This window comes from Pricia sp. (genome assembly GCF_041745955.1).
GTDB lineage: Bacteria > Bacteroidota > Bacteroidia > Flavobacteriales > Flavobacteriaceae > Pricia.
On the sequence record NZ_JBGTHY010000283.1, the window covers coordinates 1 to 4,218 of the forward strand.

6 protein-coding genes are annotated in these 4,218 nt (G+C 43.0%); 4 read left to right on the plus strand and 2 right to left on the minus strand.

The window, feature by feature from the left end:
• Together ACEW8S_RS10450 and ACEW8S_RS10455 are read right to left on the minus strand one after the other, a co-directional pair.
• A partial coding sequence (locus ACEW8S_RS10450; protein ID WP_373518097.1) for an ABC transporter transmembrane domain-containing protein occupies window positions 1–1,039 on the minus strand: 1,039 nt, incomplete at its 3' end.
• Complete coding sequence (locus ACEW8S_RS10455) at window positions 1,032–1,718, minus strand: TetR/AcrR family transcriptional regulator (RefSeq protein ID WP_373518098.1); 687 nt, start codon at window positions 1,716–1,718, stop codon at window positions 1,032–1,034. The genes ACEW8S_RS10455 and ACEW8S_RS10450, both read right to left, overlap by 8 nt.
• 156 nt (window positions 1,719–1,874) lie before the next feature.
• On the opposite strand from ACEW8S_RS10455, the gene ACEW8S_RS10460 reads away from it, so the two are divergent.
• The 4 genes from ACEW8S_RS10460 to ACEW8S_RS10475 all read left to right on the plus strand — a co-directional run.
• Entirely contained in the window at window positions 1,875–2,258 is a 384-nt protein-coding gene (locus tag ACEW8S_RS10460; RefSeq protein WP_373518099.1) for a hypothetical protein, read from the plus strand.
• A 111-nt stretch (window positions 2,259–2,369) separates the two neighbouring features.
• A complete protein-coding gene (locus tag ACEW8S_RS10465) occupies window positions 2,370–2,933 on the plus strand; it encodes a DNA-3-methyladenine glycosylase I (protein ID WP_373518100.1) in 564 nt (187 codons plus the stop codon).
• A 103-nt stretch (window positions 2,934–3,036) separates the two neighbouring features.
• The gene (locus ACEW8S_RS10470; RefSeq protein ID WP_373518101.1) at window positions 3,037–3,621 is read left to right on the plus strand and encodes a hypothetical protein; all 585 of its coding nucleotides are present in this window, start codon (window positions 3,037–3,039) and stop codon (window positions 3,619–3,621) included.
• A partial coding sequence (locus ACEW8S_RS10475; RefSeq protein WP_373518102.1) for a DUF2490 domain-containing protein occupies window positions 3,608–4,218 on the plus strand: 611 nt, incomplete at its 3' end. The genes ACEW8S_RS10470 and ACEW8S_RS10475, both read left to right, overlap by 14 nt.

Below are 4,218 nucleotides of genomic sequence, written 5' to 3' on the forward strand. Positions count from 1 at the left end.
CCCCGAACGACACATTGTCCAATTCGACCATCAGGCTTTCATGCTGACCCAAGGGCATTTCTCCGCCTTGATCTTCCAAATCTTTATCCACTACCTGACCAAGTTTTTCCAAGGAGGTCAACAGGTCGTAGAACGTATCCAGGCCCCGAATCAGTTTCTCCACCGATGTGATGACCAACAGAATGATGATTTCGGCGGCAACGAACTGGCCGATATTCATTTCCTGGTTAAGCACCAGAAGACCGCCGATTACCAAAAGCCCGGCAGTGACCAGCACCTTGAAACCGATCATTTGTATAAACTGAAGCACGAGCACCCGAAAATGGCTCTCGCGTGCCACGAGATAATCCGTTACCAGCACATCGTTTTTATTGACGGCCAGACTGGTCTTTCCCGAAAGTTTAAAGCTGACCAACGAACGTGCCACTTCCTGGATCCAATGCGCTACTTTATATTTCCGTTTCGATTCGTCGAGACTGGTATCCATCCCTTTTTGAACGGTAAATTTGAAAACTATATAAATGAGCAACAGCAAGAGTATCCCATAAACAATAAAAAAAGGATGGTAAAAAGATAACAGCAAAAGTCCGAAGAGAATCTGCAAGATCGAGGCCGGAAAATCCAACAATAGCTTAGAAACCCCTTTTTGCACATCCAAAGTATCGAAAAAACGGTTGGCCAGTTCCGGAGGATAATAATCCCGCAGTTCGCTCATCTTTATTTTCGGAAAACGATAGGTAAACTCGAAGGAGGCCCGTGTAAAAATTTTCTGCTGTAGGTTCTCGATGATCCGTATCTGCATTAATTGCAATATTCCGACAAAGGCAACACCGCCCGTGACCAATATGACCAGAACGATCCATGACGTACTGATCTGTGCCCCCTGAATCAGGTTGATGATGGCCTGAATGCCCAAAGGCAGCGAAAGATTGACGAGACCTGCGAAAATGGCATAATAAAAGGTCTGCAAAACATCTCTTCGATCTAGTTTCAACAGACCCATAAGGCGTTGCCAAGCGGTCAGTACATTTTTAGCCATTCGGTTCGGTATTGAGGGAATTGAAAACCAACTGCGTAAAATAGGCCGTGGAATCGCCCGTGTTACGGCAATCGGTCAATGAGGTAAAATGATCCTTTAAAAAATGTTGGTGTAGAGAACCCTCTAAAATAGTACTTGCCAGACTGCTCGGATAGGCGTATGCGGAATCGACGGCCGCTATCATCGCACTCAAACGGTTGACCAACCTTTTATAGATCACAAAATAGCCCTCTTTATTCTCCGTATCGACCTCCTTGGTCAGATACGACTTGGAGTATTCGTTGATTACGATTTTATTCAAAAGCACCTCGTTGATATGGGAGAACGCTGAATCTTCTTCGGTAGGTTTCGTAAGGATCTCGATTGTTTTTTTCAACTTACCCGTAACATCGGCCATGCCATTGGTAGCGAATACCAATTGGTACTCCAACCAGCCCCAGTACCACGAGGCCAAGTAGAGCAAGAGGTTGTGCTTATTCTCGAAATAGCGGTAGATCGAGCTTTCGTTGCTTCCAATCTTGAGACCTAATTTCTTGAAGGTAAAACTCTCGAATCCCAACGCGTCGATCATCAGGATGCTCTCTCCGATAATGCGTTTTCCCAAATCGGAGGATTCGGGATCTTTGACATAAATCTTTTCGTTGATGCCTATTTTTAACGACTGCAACAGATGTTCCATAAACGGAATTTTATGATTAAAAATGTAAATATAATAGTATTACTATCGAATTATAATAGTTTAACACCTATTTAACGAAAGTAATACATTCATCATGTACGTTATTACTATATTTGTAATATAAACTTCATATATTGATAATTAAATAATATAGTCATGAGAAAATCAGCATTAGTTGCGGCATTCTTATTTTCTATCGGATTGCTATCCGCACAGGAAAATACCGATATAGTCGGGGAAGTAAGCGTTCTGACCTTGGGCACCGTATCAGCATCGGGGTATGAGCATATCGATTTCCCAAGAAAAAATTTCATTATTAAGCGTGGGGCCATCGCCAATTTCAATGCGCTGGAAGGCGAAAAGGTTGTGGTGGAGGAAGTCCGTTCCGAAAACGGGGCGACCGAAGTGGTCCTCCAGCGAAAGGACGGGCGTAACTTTTTCAGGTTCTGGCATACGGTAGAGGCCGATTTCGAAAAGGCGTTGGCGAAAGGGGAACTGATTCTTACCGTATATAAAAAAGAGGAATCATTGGCTAAATAGAAAAACTTCGTTCTTATATCCGGTTTTATTATAAAACCTTTGCCAAATCGGGGTGCTAGGTTTTTCTTTTTGAACGAGTTCTTTAATATCTTTAGCCCTAAATCCCGACTAATGGAAAAAAACAGATGCGGTTGGTGCAAGGACGATACACTCTACGAGACCTACCACGACCAAGAATGGGGCGTCCCCGTAAAGGACGAAGGAAGGTTGTTCGAATTCTTGGTCTTGGAAACCTTTCAAGCGGGATTGAGCTGGATCACCATCCTCCGCAAGCGTGAAAATTTCAGAAAGGCCTTTGACGATTTCGATTATAAAAGAATAGCCCGATATGATGAAGCAAAAGTTGAATCTCTTTTACAGGATACCGGTATTGTTAGAAACAAATTAAAAGTGCGGGCTACCGTCTCCAATGCCCAAACCTTTTTAAAAGTTCGAGAAGAATTCGGAAGTTTTAGCACCTATATTTGGAGTTTTGTTAATGGAAAACCCATTAAAAATAGCGTCAAGAACTACAAGGATGCTCCCGCCAATACTACTATTTCAGATGCTATCAGTAAAGATTTGAAGAAAAGGGGATTCAAATTTGTAGGAAGCACCGTCATCTACGCCCACATGCAGGCCACAGGAATGGTGAACGACCATGAAATCGATTGTTTTCGGTATGACGAGGTTTAAGGTCGTAGCTTTGAGATATTGAAATGAGACGAGGGATAAAAAAGGGTCTGTCAGTCGTCGCTATTCATGATATGTCGTAGGGGAATCAATACTAGTCCAAAAAATGGCAAATAGGAAAATATTTTTCACAGTTTTGGTATTGCTTTGTGGATGTTGGGCATCCGCACAGAAGAAATACGAACGGGAGTACCGTATCAAAAAATCGCAGTTTCCCAAGAAAGCCTTGGAATATATTGACGAAAAGCTGGAAGATGCCCGGCGTATCCGATTTTATAAGGAGACCGACAGCATCAAGACCAGCTACGAGGCCAAATTCAAAAAAGACCGTTTGAAATATAGCGTAGAATTCAACGAAGAAGGCGTTTTGGAGGATATCGAATTATTGATACGACCCATCGACATTCCTGATGATGCCTTTTCAAAAATGAACGATTATCTTGAAAAGAATTTTACCCAATATCGCATCCAAAAAATACAGCAGCAGTATCCCGTAGGTGAAAACGATGCGGAGACTATTGTAAAAAATGCCTTTCAGAATCTGATGTTGCCCTATATAAAATACGAGATTATTATATCCGGGAAAAAAGACAGAGGCTTTGCACAATACGAAGTCCTTTTTAATGCCGATGGCAATTTTGAAAATTTACGAAAATCGCTTCCCCCGAATTATGATCATGTGCTGTATTAGAAGGTTTCTTTGGATACTTGCTTATTTTCTTGGTAACAGCCTCTTTGGCCAAGATAATTTCACAGGTTATTTGGAGCCCGATATTTCCATCAACTATAAGGTCGCCACCAATTATTCGCACAACTTCGAGCTATCGCAACGTAGCTATATCTACGACAAAAAACTTGAACTACGGACCCGGCAAGTGGATATCGCCCATTTTTCCGAATTGAAGATTGCGTACGACCAAAGTATTGCCCTAGGCATACAATACCGCTTCCGGCAGGTTTTTGAAGGGGTCGGGGAGAACGAACTGCGCATTACACAACAATACAACATCACTAACAATTACGGAAGTTTTCGTTTCGGTAACCGTTTGCGTGCGGAACAACGCATTACCCCCTCTTTGACCACTCACCGCTTTCGATATCGCCTTGCCGTTGACGTGCCGCTTCGCGGGGAAAAACTGGATGTCGGCGAAGCCTTTTTCGTTGCCTCGACGGAAAGCCTTTTAAGCGTAGCCCGCGGTAGTAAGCCGGAATTCGACCAGCGCCTCACCGCAACTGTCGGATGGCTATTGAAGAACAATGTTACACTGGAATTAGGATCCGAATACCG

Coding starts and splice junctions, on each gene's coding strand:
- ACEW8S_RS10465 (WP_373518100.1), top strand. CDS start 2,370: ATGGAAAAAAACAGATGCGGTTGGTGCAAGGACGATACACTCTACGAG.
- ACEW8S_RS10470 (WP_373518101.1), top strand. CDS start 3,037: ATGGCAAATAGGAAAATATTTTTCACAGTTTTGGTATTGCTTTGTGGA.
- ACEW8S_RS10455 (WP_373518098.1), bottom strand. CDS start 1,718: ATGGAACATCTGTTGCAGTCGTTAAAAATAGGCATCAACGAAAAGATT.
- ACEW8S_RS10460 (WP_373518099.1), top strand. CDS start 1,875: ATGAGAAAATCAGCATTAGTTGCGGCATTCTTATTTTCTATCGGATTG.